The sequence below is a fragment of the Caulobacter sp. CCUG 60055 genome, from assembly GCF_022750545.1.
In the GTDB taxonomy this organism is placed as follows: Bacteria; Pseudomonadota; Alphaproteobacteria; order Caulobacterales; family Caulobacteraceae; genus PUIC01.
The window spans coordinates 336,331-357,931 of record NZ_PUIC01000001.1 but is presented as its reverse complement, the minus strand read 5'-3'; the positions used below and the strand labels follow the sequence as shown (position 1 = coordinate 357,931).

General features: G+C 69.9%; 20 protein-coding genes. 11 read left to right on the top strand and 9 right to left on the bottom strand.

From position 1 onward, the window contains the following. Positions 1-25 precede the first annotated feature (25 nt). The 6 genes from C5708_RS01615 to kdsA form a co-directional block, all read right to left on the bottom strand. The gene (locus C5708_RS01615; RefSeq protein ID WP_242917131.1) at positions 26-1,228 is read right to left on the bottom strand and encodes an acetyl-CoA acetyltransferase; all 1,203 of its coding nucleotides are present in this window, start codon (positions 1,226-1,228) and stop codon (positions 26-28) included. Between the two features lie 17 nt (positions 1,229-1,245). Continuing rightward, the gene (locus tag C5708_RS01610; RefSeq protein ID WP_242917129.1) at positions 1,246-1,557 is read right to left on the bottom strand and encodes a cupin; all 312 of its coding nucleotides are present in this window, start codon (positions 1,555-1,557) and stop codon (positions 1,246-1,248) included. 4 nt (positions 1,558-1,561) lie between these two features. Next, positions 1,562-3,049 carry an OB-fold domain-containing protein gene (locus tag C5708_RS01605; RefSeq protein ID WP_242917128.1) on the bottom strand — a complete coding sequence of 496 codons (1,488 nt, stop codon included), beginning with the start codon at positions 3,047-3,049 and terminating at the stop codon, positions 1,562-1,564. Between the two features lie 86 nt (positions 3,050-3,135). Then, on the bottom strand, positions 3,136-4,137 hold the full coding sequence (gene rfaD, locus C5708_RS01600) for an ADP-glyceromanno-heptose 6-epimerase (RefSeq protein ID WP_242917126.1): 1,002 nt from the start codon (positions 4,135-4,137) through the stop codon (positions 3,136-3,138). After that, positions 4,134-5,603 (bottom strand): D-glycero-beta-D-manno-heptose 1-phosphate adenylyltransferase, encoded by a 1,470-nt coding sequence (gene rfaE2, locus C5708_RS01595; RefSeq protein WP_242917124.1) that lies wholly within the window; start codon positions 5,601-5,603, stop codon positions 4,134-4,136. Before rfaE2 ends, rfaD begins: the two co-directional genes overlap by 4 nt. Positions 5,604-5,682: 79 nt before the next feature. Then, entirely contained in the window at positions 5,683-6,540 is an 858-nt protein-coding gene (gene kdsA, locus C5708_RS01590) for a 3-deoxy-8-phosphooctulonate synthase (RefSeq protein ID WP_242917122.1), read from the bottom strand. Positions 6,541-6,648: 108 nt separating this feature from the next. On the opposite strand from kdsA, the gene C5708_RS01585 reads away from it, so the two are divergent. From C5708_RS01585 to sseA, 4 genes are all read left to right on the top strand, one after another. Further along, positions 6,649-8,085, top strand: a complete 1,437-nt coding sequence (locus C5708_RS01585) for a deoxyribodipyrimidine photo-lyase (RefSeq protein ID WP_242917114.1) — start codon at positions 6,649-6,651, stop codon at positions 8,083-8,085. Positions 8,086-8,154: 69 nt separating this feature from the next. Next, positions 8,155-9,399, top strand: coding sequence for a cyclopropane-fatty-acyl-phospholipid synthase family protein (locus C5708_RS01580; protein ID WP_242917113.1), 1,245 nt, complete (start codon positions 8,155-8,157; stop codon positions 9,397-9,399). Between the two features lie 122 nt (positions 9,400-9,521). Continuing rightward, positions 9,522-10,520, top strand: a complete 999-nt coding sequence (locus C5708_RS01575) for a cysteine synthase A (RefSeq protein ID WP_242917111.1) — start codon at positions 9,522-9,524, stop codon at positions 10,518-10,520. A gap of 8 nt (positions 10,521-10,528) precedes the next feature. Further along, entirely contained in the window at positions 10,529-11,374 is an 846-nt protein-coding gene (gene sseA / locus C5708_RS01570; RefSeq protein WP_242917109.1) for a 3-mercaptopyruvate sulfurtransferase, read from the top strand. Here sseA and C5708_RS01565 read toward each other — a convergent pair whose 3' ends face one another. Beyond that, positions 11,375-12,454 carry an amino acid ABC transporter substrate-binding protein gene (locus C5708_RS01565; protein WP_242917108.1) on the bottom strand — a complete coding sequence of 360 codons (1,080 nt, stop codon included), beginning with the start codon at positions 12,452-12,454 and terminating at the stop codon, positions 11,375-11,377. 85 nt (positions 12,455-12,539) lie between these two features. Here C5708_RS01565 and metC point away from each other — a divergent pair, with 85 nt between their 5' ends. From metC to C5708_RS01555, 3 genes are all read left to right on the top strand, one after another. Further along, entirely contained in the window at positions 12,540-13,727 is a 1,188-nt protein-coding gene (gene metC, locus C5708_RS01560; protein ID WP_242917106.1) for a cystathionine beta-lyase, read from the top strand. 82 nt (positions 13,728-13,809) lie between these two features. Continuing rightward, positions 13,810-13,944, top strand: a complete 135-nt coding sequence (locus C5708_RS19400) for a hypothetical protein (RefSeq protein WP_278253689.1) — start codon at positions 13,810-13,812, stop codon at positions 13,942-13,944. A gap of 140 nt (positions 13,945-14,084) precedes the next feature. Further along, the gene (locus C5708_RS01555; RefSeq protein ID WP_242917104.1) at positions 14,085-14,699 is read left to right on the top strand and encodes a peptidylprolyl isomerase; all 615 of its coding nucleotides are present in this window, start codon (positions 14,085-14,087) and stop codon (positions 14,697-14,699) included. Here the strand turns inward: C5708_RS01555 and C5708_RS01550 are convergent. Then, a complete protein-coding gene (locus C5708_RS01550) occupies positions 14,696-15,856 on the bottom strand; it encodes a M23 family metallopeptidase (protein WP_242917102.1) in 1,161 nt (386 codons plus the stop codon). The two genes, C5708_RS01555 and C5708_RS01550, sit on opposite strands and share 4 nt — an antisense overlap. Before the next feature lie 205 nt (positions 15,857-16,061). Between C5708_RS01550 and C5708_RS01545 the strand changes: the two genes are divergently transcribed. Further along, positions 16,062-16,292 carry a hypothetical protein gene (locus C5708_RS01545; RefSeq protein WP_242917100.1) on the top strand — a complete coding sequence of 77 codons (231 nt, stop codon included), beginning with the start codon at positions 16,062-16,064 and terminating at the stop codon, positions 16,290-16,292. 95 nt (positions 16,293-16,387) lie between these two features. On the opposite strand, the gene C5708_RS01540 is transcribed toward C5708_RS01545, so the two are convergent. After that, positions 16,388-17,812 carry a helix-turn-helix transcriptional regulator gene (locus C5708_RS01540; RefSeq protein WP_242917098.1) on the bottom strand — a complete coding sequence of 475 codons (1,425 nt, stop codon included), beginning with the start codon at positions 17,810-17,812 and terminating at the stop codon, positions 16,388-16,390. Between the two features lie 162 nt (positions 17,813-17,974). On the opposite strand from C5708_RS01540, the gene C5708_RS01535 reads away from it, so the two are divergent. The 3 genes from C5708_RS01535 to aceB all read left to right on the top strand — a co-directional run bounded on the left by C5708_RS01535 (position 17,975) and on the right by aceB (position 21,583). Next, the gene (locus C5708_RS01535) at positions 17,975-19,594 is read left to right on the top strand and encodes an isocitrate lyase (RefSeq protein WP_242917096.1); all 1,620 of its coding nucleotides are present in this window, start codon (positions 17,975-17,977) and stop codon (positions 19,592-19,594) included. A gap of 37 nt (positions 19,595-19,631) precedes the next feature. Further along, the gene (locus tag C5708_RS01530; protein ID WP_242917094.1) at positions 19,632-19,865 is read left to right on the top strand and encodes a hypothetical protein; all 234 of its coding nucleotides are present in this window, start codon (positions 19,632-19,634) and stop codon (positions 19,863-19,865) included. A gap of 137 nt (positions 19,866-20,002) precedes the next feature. After that, complete coding sequence (aceB, locus tag C5708_RS01525; RefSeq protein ID WP_242917092.1) at positions 20,003-21,583, top strand: malate synthase A; 1,581 nt, start codon at positions 20,003-20,005, stop codon at positions 21,581-21,583. Positions 21,584-21,601 lie beyond the last annotated feature (18 nt).

Genomic DNA, 21,601 nt, shown 5'->3' with positions numbered 1-21,601 from the left:
GGTGCGACGTCCTTTCTCAGAGGGTCTAGGCGCCTTCGCGGCCGACGATGGCCACCGAGCAGACATTGGTCGAGGGCGAGCCGCCGAGATTGTGCGTCATGCCCAGGACCGGGTCGCGCAGCTGCCGCTCGCCGGCGCGGCCCTGCAGTTGCAGGTACATCTCGTAGAGCATGCGCAGGCCCGAGGCGCCGATCGGGTGGCCGAAGCATTTCAGGCCGCCGTCGATCTGGCACGGCACCCCGCCGTCGGCGTCGTAGAAGCCGTCCATCACGTCGCGCCAGCCCTGGCCCTCGGCGCTGATGAACAGGTCCTCCATGGTCACCAGTTCGGTGATCGAGAAGCAGTCGTGCACCTCCATCATCGAGATCTGTTCGCGCGGCCGCTCGACGCCGGCCTCGCGATAGGCCTTGCCGGCGGCGATGCGGGCGGTGTGGAAATAGCTGCCGTCCCAGCCGTTGTACTGCGCCTCCGAACCGTTGGAGACGGACAGTTGCAGCGCCTTGACCATGACGAGGTCGCGCTTGCCCAGCGCCCGGGCGATCTCGGGCGTGGTGACGATGGCCGCCGCCGCACCGTCCGACACGCCGCAGCAGTCGAACAGGCCCAGCGGCTCGGCGATCATCGGCGCGTTCAGGGCCTGCTCCTCGGTGATCGGCTTGCGCAGGTGGGCCTTGGCGTTCTTGGCGCCGTTGGCGTGGCTCTTGACCGAAACGTGGGCGATGGCGCGCTTGAGGTCCTCCCTGGAGACCCCGTGCTTGGCCCGATAGGCGCTGGCCAACTGGGCGAAGTTGCCGGGAGCCGAGCCGTTGGGCGAGATCTGCGGGATCAGGGTGCCGGGCGCTCCGACCGGCAGGCCGCCATAGCCGGTGTCCTTCAGCTTCTCGACGCCGACGGCCAGGGCGATGTCGGCGGCCCCGGCCGCGACGGCGTAGACCGCGCCCCGGAACGCCTCCGAGCCCGAGGCGCAGAAATTCTCCACCCGCGTCACCGCGATGTTCGGCAGACGCAGCGCCACCGACAGCGGCGTGCCGCCCTTGCCCGTGCCGATCTCGTCGATGTGCGTCGAGAACCAGGCGGCGTCGAGCTGGCTCGGCTCGATCCCCGCGTCCTGGAGCGCCTCGACATAGGCCTCGACCATCAGTTCGTCGGGCCCGCAATCCCATCGCTCGCCGAACTTCGAGCAGCCCATGCCGATGACGGCGACCTTGTCCTTGATTCCGGCGGGCATGGGTTTCCTCCTGGAAGCTAGACGCTTCCCTTTCTTTCGATGACCAGGATGCGCGCCTCGGGCGCGGGGTGGGCGACATGCTCCACGCCGGCCCCGGCGTAGAAGATGTCCCCGGCGGCCATGGCGCGGACATGCTCGCCGTCGGCGTCGCGAAAATGCATGTCGACGGCGCCGTCAAGGACGACGAACACCTCGTCGCCGTCGTTGGCGTGCCAGTCATAAGGACGGTCGGCCCAGTGCAGCCGCACCGTCGCGCCGTCGATCTCGGCGATGTCGAGCGCCTCCCAGGCGCGCGATCCGGTGAAGTCGCGGGGATCGACGAACTTCATGGGACTACTCCGCCGCGACCGCCGCAGCCTTGGCCGACGCCGACCGGTCCGGCGCCGCCTTCCAGAAGTAGCGACGGAACCCGCGCCTTTCGTCGACCTCCTTCAGGCGGAAGACCATCTTCACCGGCAGGCCGGCGTCGACGTCGCCCGGCTCGACGTCGGTGATGTCCATCATGATCCGGCCGCCGCCGTCGAAGACGATCATTCCGTAGTGGTTGGGCGGCGCCATCGAGAAGGTCAGGTAGTCGGCCGACCAGGACAACACCCGCGCCTTGCGCTCGGCGAACTTGTAGGGCTCCTGGGTGTCGACCGCCGGATTGTTCGGCGCGACCGAAATGCGCGTGCGCGGAAACTGCGCCACGCCCGTCTCGCGGCAGCGGCCGCCCACCAGCCCCAGGATCATGTCCGAGTTGCGATAGAGGGTGGTCAGGGCCGTCTTGTTGTCCTTTTCGGCCCGCATGCCCTTGTCCCATTCGACGAGGCCATTAAAAAATAGAAATTTCAGATAGTTATTCTCTTCTTTTCTATCGGCCAGCGAGCCCGTCACGCCGCGTTCCGGGCGTCGGGCCTCGACCTGCTCGCCAACCCTGAACACCAGGGCTTCGGCGCCCTGGCCGAACTGAACCACCAGCACGACGTCGCCCGGTCTGGCGTTCTCCAGCGTGTGGGCGAGCAGGATCAGGCCGTGCGCCGCTCCCGCCTCGCCCATCTGGGCGCCCAGGACGTCGCGCACCGCCTCGGCCCGCAGACCACAGGTCTTGGCCAAGGTCGCCCCCAGCCCCGAGAACGTCGTGGGAAAGCAGAAATGCGTGACTTGTTCTGGTCTTACGCCAGAATTTTCAAGCGCCTTGCGGATAGCCGGCGGCGCGAGCTTCACGACCCCTTCGTCGCGGATCCAGCGCTCCTCCCAGCCATAGTCGAAGTCGCCGTCGGCGGCGCGGAAGTGGTCGACGAAATCGTCGGTGATCGAAGCCCCGCCCAGGAACTCGGCCGCGCCCGCGTCTTCAGAGACGAGGAAGGCCGCCGCCCCGTCGCCGAAATCGAGCTCCTGCGAGGAGGCGGCCCTGGCCTGGCGGTGCTCGCCCGCGACCACCAGCGCCGTTTCGGCCGCGCCGGCCTTCACCGCCGCCAGGGCCTGGGCCAGGGCGGTCAGCCCGGCCCGCTGCGAGCCGCTGACGTCGGCGGCCGCCACCGTCTTCTCCAGGGTCAGGGCGGCGGCGACGACGCCGGCGTTCAGGCGGTCGGCGAAGGGCGCGGTGGTGCTGGCGAAATAGAGCGCGTCGACATGGCTGCGGTCGTCGCCCGGTCCCAGGGCGTCGCGCGCCGCCTCGACGGCCATGGTCAGGGAGTCCTCGTCCCAGTTGGCCATGGCGCGCTCGCCCTTGGCCTTGGCCGCCAGCCCCGGCGCGATCCAGGCGTTGGCCGAAGCCGCCGCGCGGCGGCTCAGGCGCAAGCGGGGCGCATAGGCGCCCCAGGCGGAAATGCCGACCACGGCCGCTCTCCCTGACCTCGATGTCAGGTCACTTTAAGCGCCTGACGAGGCCGGGCAAGCGTGACCCAAGGTCAGGCTACGCCACGTCAGCGATAGGGGTCGGGCTGCGCCAGATAGCGCTGGACGTAGTCGGTGACGCCTTCTTCCAGCGGGGTGAAGGGCTGGTTGTAGCCGGCGGCCTGCAGGCGGCCCATCTCGGCCTGGGTGAAGTACTGGTACTTCTCCCTCAGCGACGGCGGCATGTCGAAATACTCGATGTCCGGCTCGCGGCCGGCCGCGCGGAACGTGGCGCTGGCCAGGTCGGCGAACGAACGGGCCTGGCCCGAGCCGAGGTTGTAGACCCCGTTGACGTTCTCGGCGGCGACCAGCCAGGCCACCACCTCGGCCACGTCGCGGACATAGACGAAGTCGCGCAGCTGGCCGCCGTCGGAATAGTCCGGGTTGTGCGACTTGAACAGCTGAACCCCCCGCCCCTGCGCCACCTTGGGCCAGATCTGGGCGACGACCGACTTCATCGAGTCCTTGTGCTCCTCGTTGGGGCCATAGACGTTGAAGAACTTGAGGCCCACCCACTGCGGGGGATGGTAGTCGCGCGCCGCCTGCCGCGCGGCGAACAGGTCGAACAGCGCCTTGGACCACCCGTAGGCGTTCAACGGCCGCAGGGCGGCGAGGGATTCCAGATCGTCACGGTCGGCGAACCCTTGCGATCCGTCGCCATAGGTGGCGGCGGACGAGGCGTAGACGAAGCGGCGCTGGCGATCGGCGCACCAGCGGAACAGGTCGCGCGACAGGCGGAAGTTGGTGTCGATGATCTTGTCGGCGTCCGGTTCGGTCGTCGACGAGATCGCGCCCATGTGGACCACCACCTCGACGTCGCGCCAGCGCTTCTCAAGCCAGTCGAACATGGAATCGGGATGGACGAAGTCGCCGATCGGATGCTTGGCGATGTTGCGCCACTTGCCCTTGTCGGCTTCGTGGAGCCGGTCGCAGACCACGAGGTCCAGCGAACGATCCTCGGCCAGCCTGGCCACGATGTTCGAGCCGATGAAACCGGCGCCGCCGGTCACGAAGATGATGCGCCGCGTCATCGAGCTTTCTCCGACATCCTCTTGATGGCCGCCGTGGTCGAATAACCGTCGACCAGCCGCGCCAGTTTCACCTCGCCGCCATAGGCCTGGACGATGTCGTGGCCGACGACGCCCTCGACCGTGTAGTCGGCGCCCTTGACCAGGACGTCGGGCCGGGCCGCCTCGATCAGGGCCAGCGGGGTGTCCTCGTCGAACGGCACGACCAGATCGACATGCGAGAGGCCGGCCAGCACGAGGGCCCGCGATTCGAGGTCGTTGACCGGGCGGCCGTCCCCTTTCAGCGCCCGCACCGAGCGGTCGCTGTTCAGGCCGACGATCAGCCGGTCGCACCAGCCGCGAGCCTGAGCCAGATAGGCGACGTGGCCGCGATGCAGGATGTCGAAACAGCCGTTGGTGAAGCCGACGCGCAAGCCGGCGGCCCGCCACTGCGCGACCTCCTCGACCATGCGTTCAGGCGTGGCGATCTTGGCGTCGGCCGGGGCCCGATGGGCGGACAGTTCGGCCTCGACCAGTTCGGGCGGCGTGACCACGGCCGTGCCGGCCTTCTCCACCGCCACGCCGGAAGCGAGGATGGCGAACTGTACCGCCTCGGCGATCGGACGGCCGGCGGCGAGGGCCAGCCCCAGGGCGGCCAGGGCGGTGTCGCCGGCTCCGGAAACGTCGAACACCTCGCGCGGGGCGCCGGCGAAATGGCGGACCGGCTCGCCCCGCGCGGCCAAAGACATGCCCTTGGCGGCGCGGGTGACCAGGATGGCCTTGCATTCGCAAAGGGTCAGCGCCCGCGTCAGGGCGGCCTCGATCTCGGCGTCGGTGTCGGTGGGCAGGTCGGTCGCCCGCGACAGTTCGGCGGCGTTGGGCTTGATGATGTCTGCCGCGCCGTACTTGGCGAAGTCGCGCGCCTTGGAATCGACGATCAACGCGGCGCCCGTCTCGGCCGCCATGGCGAGGCAGGCCTTGATCACCGCCGGCGTGACCACCCCCTTGCCGTAATCCGACAACAGGATCGCCCGGGCCCCGTCGCCGCATCCCCGGGCGCTGCGCTCCAGCCGCGCGGCGCCGTCTGGCTGGACGGCCGTGGCGTCCTCGGAATCGACGCGCAGCAGTTGCTGGCCGCCGGCGACGAAACGGATCTTGACCGTGGTCGGCCGCGCGCCTTCGACGACCACATGGCTTTCGACGCCCCGTTCGGCGCCGATGAGGCCGAGGACCTCGCGCGCCGCCGGGTCGTCGCCGACCAGGCCGGTCAGCGGCGCGCAGCCGCCGAGGGCCGCGACGTTGCGGGCGACGTTGCCCGCCCCGCCCAGCATCGTCGTCTCGCGCTTGCGGGCCAGGACCGGGATGGGCGCTTCCGGAGAAATGCGCGCCACCTCGCCATAGACATAGCGGTCGAGCATCAGGTCGCCGATGCAGGCGACGCGGACGCCCGCGACGGCGCCCAGCAGGGATTGCAGGGTCGAGAGGTCCATGACGTGTCAGTCTGTCCGGCTTGACCCAGAGGCGGTCAAGGCCCGGCTATAACGTTTGAGCGGCGTCGGCAAAACAGGCTCAGGCGGCCAGCCGCCGCTTGGCCAGGGCGTCGTAGTCGAGCAGTTCGGCGACCAGGGCCTCGAACTGGCCGAGCGGCACCATGTTCGGACCGTCCGACGGGGCGTGATCCGGATCGGGGTGGGTCTCCATGAACACCGCCGCCACGCCGATGGCCACCGCCGCGCGAGCCAGCACCGGGACGAACTCGCGCTGGCCGCCGCTGGTGGCGCCCTGCCCGCCCGGCTGCTGCACCGAATGGGTGGCGTCGAACACGACCGGGCAGCCGATCTCGGCCATGATCGGCAGGGCGCGCATGTCCGACACCAAGGTGTTGTAGCCGAAGGAGACGCCGCGCTCGCAGGCCATCACGTTGGGATTGCCGACGCTGGTGATCTTCGAGACCACGTTCTTCATGTCCCACGGGGCCAGGAACTGCCCCTTCTTGACGTTGACCGCCTTGCCGGTGCGACCGGCGGCGAGCAGCAGATCGGTCTGGCGGCACAGGAAGGCCGGGATCTGCAGGACGTCGACCGCCTGCGCCGCCTGGGCGCATTGCTCGGGTTCGTGCACGTCGGTGATCACCGGCAGGCCGGTGACTTCGCGAATCTCGGCGAAGATCGGCAGGGCCTCGGCCAGGCCGATGCCGCGGGCGGTGTTGACCGAGGTGCGGTTGGCCTTGTCGAAGGAGGTCTTGTAGATCAGCCCGATCTTCAGCCGGCCGGCGATCTCCTTCAACGCGTGGGCGGTCTCCAGCGCGTGCTGGCGGCTTTCGAGCTGGCAGGGCCCCGCGATGATCGAGAGTTTTTCGCGGTTGCCGATCCGAACGGCGATTCCGTCCGTAGTTGAGACATCCACGACGGCGTTAGGCTGGGTCAAGGTCGAAGCGTCCGTGTTTCTGAAAGGCGGGAGCCGCCCACAAGTGGCGCGGCGGGCCGTCGGACACAAGAGCGAAGCGGCCGCCGGCCGCCCACGGAGCGAGGAAGCGTGACCACAGGCCCGGTGATCGTCTGGTTTCGACAGGACCTGCGGCTGGCGGACAATCCCGCCCTGGCGGCCGCCGCACGGAGCGGCAGGCCGGTGATCCCGCTCTACGTGCTGGAGGAGAATCCGGCCTTCCGCCCCTTGGGCGGGGCGGCGCGCTGGTGGCTGGACAAATCGCTGCGCGCCCTTTCGGCCGACCTCGCCGCGCGCGGCGGCCGGCTGATCCTGCGGCGGGGCGACGCCGCCCGCATCGTCGAAACCCTCGCCGCCGAGACCGGAGCAAGCGGGGTCTATTGGAACCGGCTGTACGACCCGGCGGCGATCGAACGCGACGGCGACCTGAAGGCGGCGCTGAAATCCGTCGGCGTAGAGGCGGCCTCTGGCTCCGCCGCCCTGTTGAACGAGCCGTGGACGGTCAAGACCGGGACCGGCGGCGACTACAAGGTCTTCACCCCCTACTGGCGCGCGGCCCTTGGCCAGGTCGGCCTGGTCGAGCCCGAGCCGGCCCCGGGCGCCCTGCCCCCGCCCGCCGCCCATCCGGATTCGGACACGCTCGACGATTGGGCGCTGCATCCGCACGGGCCCGACTGGTCGGGCGGCTTTGCGGCCTGGACCCCGGGCGAGGCCGGCGCCTGGTCGGCGCTGCGGCGCTTCCTCGATGGCGGACTGGCGGACTATCCTGAAGGCCGCGACCGCCCGGCCGAGCCGGCGACCTCGCGCCTGTCGCCGCACCTGCACTGGGGCGAGATCGGCCCGCGTCAGATATGGCGGGCCCTGGCCGATCATGGCGCCGACGGCGTCGCCGCCGAAAAGTTCCGGTCGGAACTCGGCTGGCGCGAGTTCAACCACCACGTCCTCTATCATCGCCCGACGCTGCCGACCGACGCCTTCAAGCCGGCGTTCGACGCCTTTCCCTGGCGCGCGGACCCAGCCGCCCTGGCGGCGTGGTCGCGGGGCCGCACGGGGTATCCGATCGTCGACGCCGGCATGCGCGAGCTTTGGGTCACGGGCTGGATGCACAATCGCGTGCGGATGATCGTCGCCTCGTTCCTGACCAAGCACCTGTTGCTCGACTGGCGGGCGGGCGAGGCCTGGTTCTGGGACACGCTGGTCGACGCCGACATCGCCCAGAACGCCGCAAACTGGCAGTGGGTCGCCGGTTGCGGCGCCGACGCCGCCCCGTACTTCCGCATCTTCAACCCGGTGCTCCAGGGCGAGAAGTTCGACGCCGACGGCCGCTACGTCCGGCGCTGGGCGCCGGAACTGGCGCGGCTGCCCGACCGTTTCCTGCATCGTCCCTGGGAAGCGCCGGCCGCCGTGCTGGCCGCGGCCGGCGTCGAGCTGGGCCGGACCTACCCGCGCCCCATCGTCGACCACGCCGCCGCCCGCCGGAGGGCTTTGGAGGCTTTCGAGCGGATACGTACGGGCGCGGACGAATGAGCTTCCTATCTAAGCTCTCGCTCCGGACGTATCCGGTGTTAAGCTTCGCTGTTGCCTGGGGAGGCCGTTATGAACGATGGAACCCACCTGTCCGGCGATATGGCCAGGTTGACCAAGGCCGCGCCTGAACTGCGCCAGGCGCCCGGCGCCTTCCGCACCGCCGTCCGGCTGGCGGCGGAAAACTGGCTCTACGGATCGATCACCTTCGTGCTGCCCGGCGGACGGCGCGTGCCGATCGTCGGCGCCCAGCCCGGCCCTCAGGCCGAGCTGATCGTGAAGGACTATCGGTTCGTCGCACGCGTGCTGTCGGCCGGCGACATCGGCTTCGCCGAAGGCTACATGGCCGAGGAGTGGGACACCCCCGACCTGTCGGCCCTGCTGGAGGCGTTCACCCGCAACTTCGACCGGCTGGCCCGCCTGGTCGACGGCAACCCGGTGACGCGTTTCGTCAACTATGTCGCCCACCTGCTCCATCGCAACAGCCGGTCCGGCTCGCGCAAGAACATCCACGCCCACTACGACCTCGGCAACGCCTTCTACAGCCGCTGGCTGGACTCCAGCATGACCTATTCGTCGGCCAAGTACGAGCAGCCCGGCCAGGCGCTGACGGCGGCCCAACGCAACAAGTACGCCACCCTGGCCAAGTCGATGCAGCTCGGTCCTGACCACCACGTGCTCGAAATCGGCTGCGGCTGGGGCGGCTTCGCCGAATTCGCCGCCGGCGAGATCGGCGCCCGGGTCACCGGCATCACCATCTCCCAGGCCCAGTACGATTTCGCCAAGGCGCGGCTGTTCAAACAGGGGCTGTCCGAGAAGACCGACATCCGCCTAGTCGACTATCGCGACGTCGAGGGCCAGTTCGACCGCGTCGCCTCCATCGAGATGTTCGAGGCCGTGGGCGAGGAATACTGGCCCACCTATTTCGGCAAGATCCGCGACGTGCTGTCCCCCGGCGGCCGGGCCGGACTGCAGATCATCACCATCCGCGACGAGCTGTTCGAGCACTATCGCGGCCGCGCCGACTTCATCCAGAAGTACATCTTCCCGGGGGGCATGCTGCCGAGCGAGGAGCGCCTGCGCCAGGAGACCAGCCGCGTCGGACTGGAATGGGCGGGCCTGGTCCGCTTCGGCCAGAACTACGCCGACACCCTGGCCGAATGGGCCGATCGGTTCCAGGGCGCCTGGGACGACATCCGCAAGCTGGGCTTCGACGAGCGGTTCCGCCGCCTGTGGCGATTCTATCTGAGCTATTGCGAGGCGGGCTTCCGCACCGAACGCACCAACGTCATTCAGCTCAGCCTGGCGCGGACCTAAGGCGCCGGGCCTTGCGGCCGCCGCCGCCGCGCCCCAAGTCGATCCGACCGGCCGGCCTTCGCGGGCTTCCCCCTCGGCCCGGCGCGCATTAGCGTCCGCCGGCCATCTTCGCGAGCGAGTCCATGATCGTCTGCCGCAGCGTCGTCGACGCCATCGGGAACACCCCCCTGATCCGGCTCAACCGGGCCAGCGCCGCCACCGGCTGTGAAATCTGGGGCAAGGCCGAGTTCCTCAATCCGGGCCAGTCGATCAAGGACCGGGCGGCGCTCTACATCATCCGCGACGCCGAGCGGCGCGGCGCCTTGAAGCCCGGCGGCCTGATCGTCGAGGGCACGGCCGGCAACACCGGCATCGGCCTGGCCATGGTCGGCGCGGCGCTCGGCTATCGCACCTGCATCGTCATCCCCCGCACCCAGAGCCAGGAGAAGAAGGACGCCATCCGCCTGGCCGGCGCCGAACTGGTCGAAGTGGACGCGGTCCCCTACGCCAATCCCGACAACTACGTCCGCTATTCCGGCCGCCTGGCCGAGGAGCGGGCGCGGAGCGAGCCGAACGGGGCGATCTGGGCCAACCAGTTCGACAATGTCGCCAACCGTCAGGCCCATTACGAGACGACCGGGCCGGAGATCTGGGAGCAGACCGGCGGCCGCGTCGACGGTTTCGTCTGCGCCGTCGGCTCGGGCGGCACCCTGGCCGGCGTGGCCGACGCCCTGCGCGAGCGCAATCCGGGCGTCGCCGTCGGCCTGGCCGATCCGTTCGGGGCCTCGCTCTACAACTGGTACGTCCACGGCGAGCTGAAGGCCGAAGGGACCTCGATCACCGAAGGCATCGGCCAGGGCCGCATCACCGCCAACCTCGAAGGCCTGAGCGTCGACAGGGCCTATCAGATCCCCGACGCCGAGGCCCTGGAGCAGGTGTTCGACCTCGCCCGCCACGAGGGGCTGTGCCTGGGCGGCTCCAGCGGGGTCAACATCGCCGGGGCGATCCGCCTGGCGCGGGACCTCGGCCCGGGCAAGACCATCGTGACGGTGTTGTGCGACTACGGATCGCGCTACCAGAGCAAGCTGTTCAATCCGGCGTTCCTGCGCGAGCGGGGACTGCCGGTCCCATCCTGGCTGTGAGCGCGTCCATGATCGCCGATCCCCTCGTCACGACCGCCTGGCTCGCCGACAACCTGGACGCCCCCGACCTCAAGGTGGTCGACGCCAGCTGGTACTTCCCGCAGGAACAGCGCGACGCCCAGGCGGAATACGCCGCCGCCCACATTCCTGGCGCGGTGTTCTTCGACATCGACGACATCGCCGACGACACGACCGACCTGCCCCACATGCTGCCCGACGCCGTCAAGTTCTCGGCGCGGGTCCGCCGGCTGGGCCTGGGCGACGGCTCGCGCATCGTGGTCTACGACCAGCTCGGCCTGCGCTCGGCCGCCCGCGTCTGGTGGACGTTCCGGGTGATGGGCCATCAGGACGTCTTCGTGCTGGACGGCGGCCTGCCCAAGTGGATCGCCGAGGGCCGGCGCGTCGAGGATATCCCGCCGCCGCCCCGCGAGCGCCACTTCACCGCCCGCTTCGACGGCGGGCTGGTGCGCGGCGTCGACCAGGTGCGCAAGGCGATCGAGACCGGCGAGGCCCAGATCGTCGACGCCCGCCCGGCGGCGCGCTTCAGCGGCGAGGCGCCCGAGCCCCGCGCCGGCCTGCGCGGCGGCCACATGCCCGGCGCGTTCAGCGTGCCTTCGTCGGCCCTGCTGGCGCCTGACGGCACGGTGCTGGACAAGGACCGGCTGGAGGCGCTGTTCACCAGCGCCGGCGTCGACCTGGACAGGCCGATCATCACCTCGTGCGGCTCGGGCATCACGGCGGCGATGCTGGCCCTGGCCCTGGCCCGGCTCGGCCGCTGGCGCGCGCCGGTCTATGACGGCTCGTGGGCCGAATGGGGCGGTCGCGACGACACCCCCGTCGTCACCGGCGCCTGATCAGCGCATCGGCGGGGCGTAGATCAGACCGGGCTTCTCGGCGTTCCACTGGGCGTTCAACCCGCGCTCCAGCCGCAGCGGCGACTTGGGGCCGAGGTTGCGCTCGAAGATCTCGCCGTAATTGCCGACCTGGCTGATCGCCTGGTAGGCCCAATCGGCCTTGAGGCCCAGCATGGCCCCGTAGTCGTCCTCGCCGAGCAGGCGCCGCGTCTCGGCGTCGCCGTCCTTGCGGGCCGCGTCCACCGTCTTGGCGGTGATCTTCAGCTCCTCGGCCAGGATCAGGGCGTTCAGGGTCCAGCGCACGATGTCGGCCCAGGCGTCGTCGCCCTGGCGCACCGCCGGCCCCAGCGGCTCCTTGGAGATCACGTCCGGCAGGATGACGTGCGCCTGGGGATTGTTGAAGATCGACCGCGCCGCCGCCAGGGCCGAGACGTCGGCGCTGAAGGCGTCGCACGCCTCGCGCTGATAGGCATCCCTCGCCTTCTCCTCGGTGTCGAGCACGACCGGCTGGTACTTCAGGCCGCGGCTGCGGAAGAATTCGGCCAGGGTCTGCTCCGTCGTCGTGCCGGCCTCGACGCAGATCTTGGCGCCGTTCAGCTCGACGGCGCTCTGCAGGTTCAGCGACTTCGGGGCGAGGAAACCCTGGCCGTCGTAGTAGTTGACCCCCGCGAAATCGAGGCCGAGGCCGGCGTCGCGGGTGAAGGTCCACGAGGTGTTGCGCACCAGCACGTCGACCTGCTTGGCCTGCAGCGCGGTGAAGCGGCTCTTGGTGTCGAGCCGGATGAAATACACGGCGTCGGCGTCGCCCAGCACCGCCGCGGCGAGGGCCCGGCAGAAGTCGGCGTCGAAGCCCTGGATCTCGCCGTGATTGTCGGGCCAGGCGAAGCCCGGCAGGCCCTGGTGAACGCCGCAGTTCAGCCGCCCGCGCGCCTTGACCGCCTTCAGGGTCGGGCTGTCGATATGCATGGTCCTGGGCGCGCCGACATTGAGCAGCGGCGCGGGTTCGGGCGGCGCGCTCGGCTTGCCGCACCCGGCCAGAATCGTCAGCGCCGCCATGGCGGCCAGGATGCGGCTCGACACGCCCGTCTCCTTGATTCGCGGCTGGCGACCGCCCTAATTGAGCGCTTCAAGTTTCGCCCTCATTCGCCTCGGAGCGTCAAGCGACATGGCCGGAAAAGACGACACGCCGCCTTCCGGCGACGATTCCACCCGGCTGATCCGGGCGGGCGGCGGCCCTCGCCCCCTGCCGCGCACCGTCGGCCCGGCCATCCAGCGCGGCTCGACCGTGCTGATCGCGCGCGCGGCCGACCTCTACGACCATTCCTCCGCCCCCACCTACGGCCGTGCGGGGCTGGAGGCCCAGGCGGCCCTGCGCGAGGCCCTGGCCCAGATGGAGGGCGGTTGCGACGCCCTGCTCTACCCTTCCGGCCTGGCGGCGATCAGCGGCGTGTTGCTGGCGCTGCTCAAGTCGGGCGACGAGCTGATGGTGTCGGACGGGGTCTACAACCCGACCCGCCGGTTCTGCGACGTGGTGCTGCGCCGGTTCGGCGTGGAGCCGCGCTACTTCCGGCCCGACGCCGCGGCCGAAGACGTGCTGGCGATGATCTCTCCCGCAACCCGCCTGATCCTCATGGAATCGCCGGCCTCGCTGACCTTCGAGATGCAGGACGTCGCCGCGATCGTCTCCGGCGCCCGCCGGCGCGGGGTGACGACGGCGATGGACAACACCTGGGGCGCGGGCCTCGTCTTCAAGCCGCTGGCCCACGGCGTCGACATCAGCATCCAGGCCCTGACCAAATATGTCGGCGGCCACTCGGACCTGTTCATGGGGGCCGCCGCCGTCGCCGACCCGGCCCTGGCGGCCACGCTCAGCGATTCGGCCTGGGACATCGGCTGGTCGGTGGCGCCCGAGGCCGCCTACGACATGCTGCGCGGCCTGCGCACCCTGCCCGTCCGCATGGCGCGCCACCAGGAAAGCGGCCTGGCCGTGGCCTCCTGGCTGCGCGAGCAGCCGGAGGTGATCGAGGTCCTGCACCCCGCGCTGCCCGGCGCGCCTGGACACGCGCTCTGGGCCCGCGACTATTCCGGATGCTGCGGCCTGTTCGGCGTGGTGCTGAGGCCGGCCCCGACGGCGGCTGTCCACGCCATGCTCGACCGGCTGCGGCTGTTCGGCCTCGGCTTTTCCTGGGGCGGATTCGAAAGCCTGGCCATCCATTGCGACCCGCAATTCGACAAGCGCCGCTTCCGCGCCGATCGCGGCGGCCCGGTCGTGCGCCTGCACATCGGCCTGGAGCGGCCGGACGACCTGATCGGCGACCTGCGCGCCGGGCTGGACGCCTACGCCGGCCGCTGACGCCTGAACCTGGTCAGCCGCCGGCGCCCTGTTCGCCGCCGGCCGGCAGAGGGCCGGGCTGGACCTCGCCCAGGGCCGCCGCGTGATGTGGATGTACACCAGCCGGGACGTCTATCGCATGCTCGTCCACGATGGCGGCTGGAGCCCCGACCAGCACCAGGACTGGCTCTCCCGCACCCTGACCGAGGCCCTCGTGCGGCCGGACGCCGCGCCCTAGCGCGCGCCGAGGCGGTTCTCGCCGAGCGCCCGGCCTGACGGACTTGCTGCGGCCGATCCGGCGGCGCATGCACATCGCCATGCAAACCGCTACGGTGGCTGCGGAACTTGCTGTGTGAAGTTTGCTGGGAGCGAATGCGGATGACGGGCGTCAAGGTCGCGCGGCGGAGCTTTGTGGTGGGCGCCGGGCTGTTGATGAGCGACGCGGGCGCGGCGTTCGCCGCCCAGGCCAAGCCCAGGGTCCAGATCAAGACCAACCACGGGACCATCGTGGTCGAGCTGGAGGCCGAGAAGGCCCCCCTCACCTCGGCCAACTTCCTGCGCTATGTCGACGCCCAGGCCTATGACGGCGGGACCTTCTATCGCGCCGCGCGCGACCCGGTCACGCCGACCGAGGGCGTGATCGTCGGCGGCCCGAACCCGAAGATGCACCCCTTCCCGCCAATCCGCCACGAGAGCACGACCAAGACCGGCCTCAAGCATCTGGCCGGCACGCTCTCGCTCGGCCGCTTCGCGCCGGGAACGGCGACGAACAACTTCTTCATCTGCGCCAGCCCGCAGCCCTATCTGGACGCGCACCCCGGCGCGCCGGGCGACAATCTCGGCTACGCCGCCTTCGGCCAGGTGGTCTCCGGCATGGCGGTCGTACAAAAGATCCTGTCGCTGCCGACCAACGGCAAGACCAAGTACGCCGACCAGCGCGGCCAGTGGCTGAAGCCCGCCGTACCGATCATGAGCATGCGCCGGTCCGGCTAGCGGAACGTCACCACGTCGCCGTTGAGCGGCATCTCGTTCGCGCGCGGCCGGCCCGGCGCCGCGCCGGGAGGCGCGGGCTTCGACGGATCGAACGTCTGCTCGATGGTTCCCCGACCGTGCAGCAGGAAGGCGTCGATCACGAACGGCGCGCCTTCCGACCGCTCGAACGTCGGCTTGTCGCTGACATGGAAGTGCAGGTGCGGAGCGCCGGCCGCGCCGGTCTGGCCGACACGTCCGATCACCGCGCCGCGCCTGATGCGCTCCCCCGGTCGCACGGCGACGCTGCCCGCCCGCAGGTGGGCGTAGTGGGCGAACAGGTTCGGCCCGATCTGGAGGACCACGAAGTCGCCATAGAGCGTCCGGGCGGTGAGGTCGTCCGGTTCCGGCTGCGGGGCCAGCGGCTTGCCGTCGGGCGCTCCGTCGCGGGCGTCGACCACCACGCCGTCGGCGACCGCCAGCACCTCGCGGCCGAAGCCCGCCCAGTCGCCGTCGACGGTCGCCGCCAGCGAGTCGTGCTGCTTCGGCAGCGAGTGGTTGGCCTCGTCCAGGCCGAACCAGTCGATCGCGAAGCGCTGCGGAATGGTGAGCGCGCCGTCGATGGCGGTCAGGCCGCCCCAATGGTGTGAACGATGGTCGCCTGGTCCCTCGACCGCCATCCAGCGCCCGTCGCGCAGGGGCGGCCCGATCCTGATCGGCGGGATCGCCGTCACCGGCGCGCGCACGTCGCTCGCCCGCTCCAGCCCGCCGTCGGGGGTGGCGAACTCCAGCTCGTGCCGCAGGGATTTCGGCGCCGCGCCGGAAGGCGGCGACAGCCAGAAGTACAGGGTCCGGCTTCGGCCCGACGCGATCGGAACGCCGTCGCTCGGGCCGTCCGCCTTCGACGGCTGCGACAGCAGGGCTTCGACCTGGGCGCCCTCGAACACGGCCAGCGGCGCCGTCCCCTCGTCGGCGAAGACAGCGACGCGCGTGAGCTTGAGCGGCGCTTCTCCGGAAAAGAAGCTGGTCACCTGCAGTTCGTAGGCCAGATGCCCAATGCCGTCGCTACCTTCGACCGGCTGCGGGGCTTCGATGACCCGCGCCTCGACCTGGGCCTGATGGGCGGGCGGACGCATGTCCTTCGCGGCCGCCGCCAGCGGCGCGCCGATCAGCGCGGCCAACGCCAAAGCGCCTATCGCCAGTCCTCGACGCGCCACGTTCGCCCCCCTCGGATCGCCCCCGCACGCCAAGGCGTAGCGCAAGACGGGACGCGCGCCCACGTCTTCTTGATCGCTTTACAGCGCCTCGCCCCGTGTTCCCGTCTTGTCAGCGGACGCGCGCCTGGAGCAATACTGCCTGGGGGGTCCATTCAAAGAGGATCTGATCATGGGCATTCTCGACATCGCCGAAGAAGCCGCCGGCGCCTTCGCCGCCGATAAGGCGCTCGAAGCCGTAGACCCCAACGCCAACCTGCTTGAGAAGGCCGCCGCCGCCGTCGCCGGCTTCGAAGGCGTCAAGGTCCTGAAGGACCACCTGGGCGGCGGCGAACACGCCGAAGGCCAGCCGCAGGCCGAGGAAGCGGCGCAGGACTCCGGCCAGACCGACGACAACGCCTAGACGGGATTCGACCTGGCCGGCCGTATAGCGGCCGGCCAGCCACACCCGCTATCACGAGCGGCTCTGAACGCGCGCGACGCCGGGCTCCCCGGGGCCTAGGCGACGAATGGGAACGGCGACACCGCCTTGCTGGCCTCGTCGACCAGCAGCGTGCGGTTGATCGGCGCGGCGGCCCGCTGCGGACAGGCCGGACGCTCGCAGATGCGGCAGGACGGCCCGATCTCGGTCACCAGCGGCGCGCCGATGTCGAGGCCGCGGGCGTAGACCAGCTTGCTTGCGAACTTCAGCTCGCAGCCCAGCCCCACCACCAGCTCGTCCTCCTGGCCCGCCTGCAGCCCGGACACCCGCCGCACGGTGCGGGACAGGGTGAAGTAGCGTTCGCCATCAGGGGTCTCGATCACCTGGGTGATGATCCGTCCGGGGGTCTTGAAGCTGTCGTGGACGTTCCAGCGCGGGCAGGCGCCGCCGAAGCGCGAGAACGGGAACGGCCCCGCGGCGAACCGCTTGGAGATGTTCCCCGCCCCGTCCACGCGCATCATGAAGAACGGAACGCCGCGCGCGCCGGGCCGGCTGAGCGTGGTCAGGCGCTGGGCGGCCTGTTCGTAGCTGATCCCGAACCGCGGCCGCACCCGCTCGATGTCGTAGCCCGACGCCTCCAGCGCCGCCAGGAACGGCTCGTAGGGCATCATCAGGGCGGCGGCCAGATAGTTGACCAGGAACACCTTGAGCAGCCGCCGGGTCGCGCGGTCGGGGGCGTTGAAGCGGTCGGCGAGGCCAGACAGCAGCGCGTCGCCTTCCAGCAGGCTCAGCTGGTAGCACATAGCGAAGATGCGGCTGGCCGGGGCCAGGGTCTCGGAGATCATCAGGCGCTTGCGGTGATGGTCGTAGCGGCGCAGCGAACCGGCCATCACCTCGACCGGCATCACCCGCGACTGGACGCCGTGCCGGTCCAGCAGCCTCTGCCGGACGGCGGGTCCCAGGTCCTGGGGATCGGCCTTGAGGTCGCCGAGGATGGTCTCGGCGAAGGCCTCCAGCTCGGCGAAATGGTTGCGCTGCGCGCCGACGAGGTCGCGCACCCAGTCGGTCGGGCTGTGGGCCGAAATCGGGCCGCCCCGCTCGGGCCGCTCGAAGGCGCCCAGGTCGATCAGGCGTTCGCGGTCGATATAGGCGCGGTAGAGGCGCATCATGGCCTCGGCCAATCCCGGCGACAGTTCGGCGACCTCGGCCGCCTCGTGCCGGCCGACGCCGAGATCGGCGAACATCTTGTCGGCCAGGACCTCCTCCAGGCCGGCCCCGCCGCCGGGATCGTCGGCCGACAGGCTGCGCAGGTCGAGGTCGTAGGCGTCGGCCAGCCGCAGCAGGATCTGGGCGGTGACCGGCCGCTGGTTGCGTTCCAGGAGATTGAGGTAGCTCGGCGACACGCCCAGTTCGGCGGCCATGCGGCTCTGGGTGACGCCCAGGTCGCGCCGCAGCCGCTTGAGCCGGCCGCCGAGGAACAGCTTCTTGTCGTTCGTCGCCATGAAGTCATGATGTCATCAATTTACAAATTTCACAAAGTCGATTTGTGACAAATTGCCTTCAATAGGTTCGACCGCCGCCGGGACACGGCGTTAGCTCGGCTCCATAGGCTTTTCCCGCTCCGCCGCAGTGGCCGGCGAGCCGACGATGGGGACCAAGGACCGATGACGCAGCGCAAGACCTACGCCGAACACCGCCAAGACCTGCTCGCCCGCTATCCCCAGGGCGTGACGCCGGGCGGGGTCGCCGTCGACGACATCATCCAGCTCAAGCTGCAGAACACCTTCTCGACCCATCTGGACGTCGCCCGCGCCATGGCCAGCGTCATGCGCGCCGACATGGCCGCCTACGACCGCGACGCCAACCAGTTCACCCAGTCGCTGGGCTGCTGGTCGGGCTTCCACGCCCAGCAGATGATCAAGTCGGTCAAGCGCCTGCGCGGCACCACCAAGGGCGCCTACGTGTACCTGTCCGGCTGGATGGTCGCTGGCCTGCGCAACCGCTTCGGCCACCTGCCCGATCAGTCGATGCACGAGAAGACCTCGGTCGTCGACCTGATCGAGGAAATCTACGTCTCGCTGCGCCAGGCCGACGAAGTCGCGATCAACGACCTGTTCAAGACCCTGCGCGAGGCCCGCAAGGCCGGCGACGCCAAGGCCGAGGCGGCGGCGATCTCCGCGATCGACAACTTCGAGACCCACGTCGTTCCGATCATCGCCGACATCGACGCCGGCTTCGGCAACGAGAACGCCACCTATCTGCTGGCCAAGGAGATGATCAAGGCCGGCGCCTGCTGCCTGCAGATCGAGAACCAGGTCTCCGACGCCAAGCAGTGCGGCCACCAGGACGGCAAGGTCACGGTTCCGCGCGAAGACTTCATCGAGAAGCTGCGCGCCTGCCGCCTGGCTTTCGAGGAGCTGGGCGTCGACGACGGCGTCATCGTCGCCCGCACCGACAGCCTGGGCGCGGGCCTGACCCAGAAGGTCCCGGTCAGCCAGCACGCGGGCGACCTGGCCAGCGAATACATCAAGTGGCTGAAGACCGAGCCGATCACCTCGGACAACCCCATCCGCAGCGGCGAGCTGGCGCTCTATCACGACGGCCAGTTCGTCAAGCCGGTGCGCATGCCCAACGGCCTGTTCGCCTTCAAGGAAGGCACCGGACGGGCCCGCGTCGTCGAGGACTGCATCGCCTCGCTGACCCAGGGCGGCGCCGACCTGCTGTGGATCGAGACCGACACCCCGAACGTCGACGAGATCGCCTCGATGGTGGCCGAGATCCGCAAGGTCGTGCCTAACGCCAAGCTGACCTACAACAACTCGCCGTCGTTCAACTGGACCCTGAACCTGCGCAAGCAGGTCCGCGCCCAGTGGATCGCCGAGGGCAAGATCGCCGAGGACGCCTATCCGGACGGCCCCGGCCTGATGTCGGCCGAACTGGACGACAGCGAACTGGGCGTCGAGACCGACGCGCGCCTGGCCCGCTTCCAGGCCGACATCTCCACCCGCGCCGGGGTGTTCCATAACCTGATCACCCTGCCGACCTTCCACCTGACCGCCAAGAGCATGGACGAGCTGTCGCGCGGCTACTTCGGCGCCGACCGCATGAAGGCCTATGTCAACTCGGTCCAGCGCGAGGAAATCCGCCGCGGCGTCTCGGCGGTGAAGCACCAGCACGAGGTCGGCTCCGACCTCGGTGATGCCTTCAAGGAGATGGTCGCCGGCGAACGCGCCCTGAAGGCCGGCGGCCATGCCAACACCATGAGCCAGTTCGCGGCCGAATAGGCCGCTTCCTTCCCCATTCGACCAGAGGAGCACCGCCATGCCCGCGCCAGACTTCACCCCCGCCGCCATGCCCAATCCCTCCGCCGAGGAACGGGCCGTGGGCCGGGTGGCCGAGGCCGCCCACCGCCTGAACGAAGCCGTGCGTCGGGCCATCGACGCGGGCTATTCGGTCGAGCTGGTCCGCTCCTCCCGCTTCCACGACGGCGCCGGGAACTGGGGCGACCAGATCGTCCCGAGCGTCCGGCCCAACGGCGCCGTCAAGAACGCCTGACGGTCCTTCGGATCGACAGACGCAACGCGCCCCGCCGAACAGTCCCCCATCGGCGGGGCGCGTTCTCGCCGACAACGCTTCGCTCCTCCCCTCGCCCGCCTTGCGCTAGGCTGGGGAAAGCACGACAGGATTTCGACATGCCCCTCGACGTCGCCGCCAACATCCAGATCACCGGCCCCGTCGAGGGCCGCGCCGCGGAGATACTGACGCCGGAGGCCCTGGCCTTCGTCGCCGACCTGCACCGGCGCTTCGACGCCCGCCGCCTGGAGCTGCTGGCCGCCCGTCAGGCCCGCCAGGCCCGTTTCGACGCCGGCGAGCTTCCCGACTTCCTGGCCGAGACCGCCGACATCCGCGAGGGCGACTGGACGGTCGCGCCGATCCCCGCCGACCTTCAGGACCGCCGCGTCGAAATCACCGGCCCGGTCGACCGCAAGATGATCATCAACGCCCTCAACAGCGGGGCCAAGGTGTTCATGGCCGACTTCGAGGACGCCAACGCGCCGACCTGGGCCAATCTGGTCGAGGGCCAGGTCAATCTGAAGGACCGCTGGTCGGGCGAACTGACCCATGTCGACCCCAAGTCGGGCAAGCGCTACGCCCTGGGCGAGCGGCCGGCGGTGCTGAAGATCCGCCCGCGCGGCTGGCACCTGCCCGAGCGGCACATGGAGGTCGACGGCCGCACGGTCGGCGGGGCGCTGTTCGATTTCGGCCTCTACCTGTTCCACAACGCCCGCGCGACGCTGGAGCGCGGCTCGGGCCCCTATTTCTACCTGCCCAAGCTGGAGAGCCGCCTGGAAGCGCGGCTGTGGAACGACGTCTTCGTCCACGCCCAGCAGGCGCTCGGCCTGCCGAACGGGACCATCAAGGCCACCGTGCTGATCGAGACCATCCCGGCCGCGTTCGAGATGGACGAGATCATCTATGAACTGCGCGACCACATGGCCGGCCTGAACTGCGGCCGCTGGGACTACATCTTCTCGTTCATCAAGCGGCTCGGCCGCCGCCCTGAGTTCCTGACGCCGGACCGCTCGGCCATGGTCATGGGCAAGGCCTTCCTCGGCGCCTATTCACTGAAGCTGATCCAGACCTGCCACCGTCGCGGCGCCTTCGCCATGGGCGGCATGGCCGCCCAGATCCCGGTCAAGGGCGACGAGGCCGCCAACCAGGCAGCCTTCGCCAAGGTGCGGGCGGACAAGGAGCGCGAGGCCGGCGCCGGCCACGATGGCACCTGGGTCGCCCACCCGGATCTGGTTCCCGTGGCGATGGAGGTGTTCGACCGCCTGATGCCGACGCCCAACCAGCTCCATCGCCGGCTGGAGGACCTGTCCATCACGCGCGAACAGATGCTGGAGCTGCATCAGGGCGCCCGCACCGAGGCGGGGGTGCGCGAGAACATCCGCGTGGGCGTGCGCTACACCCAGGCCTGGATCGAGGGGCGCGGGGCGGTGCCGCTCTACAACCTGATGGAGGACGCCGCCACCGCCGAGATCTGCCGCACCCAGCTCTGGCAATGGATACGCCTGGGCGCGGAGCTGGAGGACGGCCGCGTCGTCACGCCCGAACTGTTCGTCAGCCTGTTCACCCAGGAGATGACCGACCTGCGGCGCAGCTTCGGTTCGGACCGGCTCGAGGACGCCGCCCACCTGTTCAGCCGCATGGCGCTCGGCGACACCCTGGAGGAGTTCCTGACCCTGCCGGCCTACGAACTGGTGGACTGAACGTCGCAGGCGCGAGGG